Source organism: Microbacterium sp. P5_E9 (assembly GCF_054049175.1).
This window is the reverse complement of sequence record NZ_JBFUMV010000110.1, coordinates 1-572: the sequence shown is the minus strand read 5'-3', so window position 1 is coordinate 572 and position 572 is coordinate 1. Positions and strand designations below refer to the sequence as shown.

The following is a 572-nucleotide window of genomic DNA, read 5'->3' as shown; positions in this document are numbered from 1 at the left end:
GGACATGGTTGCCGGCTCCCTGGGCTTCGCCGCCTTCGCCCGCGAAGTGGCCAAGAACTACGGCGTCAACATCGCCCTGCACACCGACCACTGCCCCAAGGACAAGCTGGACGGCTTTGTCCTGCCGCTGCTGGCAGCCTCCGAAGCCGAGGTCAAGGCCGGACGCAACCCGCTCTTCAACTCGCACATGTGGGACGGCTCCGCCGAGACCCTGCAGGAAAACCTGCGCATCGCCCGTGAACTCCTGGAGCGCACCGCTGCTGCCAAGATGATCCTCGAGGTCGAAATCGGCACCGTCGGCGGCGAGGAAGACGGCGTCGAAAACGAGATCAACGAGAAGCTCTACACCACGGTGGAAGACGCCCTGGCAACCATCGAAGCCCTCGGAGCCGGCGAGAACGGCCGCTACATCACCGCCCTGACCTTCGGCAACGTGCACGGCGTGTACAAGCCGGGCGGCGTGAAGCTGCGCCCGGAGATCCTGAAGGACATCCAGGCCCAGGTCGGTGCCAAGATCGGCAAGGAAAACCCGTTCGACCTCGTGTTCCACGGCGGCTCCGGCTCCTCCGACC

Annotated in this window: 1 protein-coding gene; it reads left to right on the top strand. The window is 65.4% G+C overall.

The window, feature by feature from the left end; all coding sequences use genetic code 11:
• A partial coding sequence (locus ACXJ3V_RS20495) for a class II fructose-bisphosphate aldolase (protein ID WP_457102198.1) occupies positions 1-572 on the top strand: 572 nt, incomplete at both ends.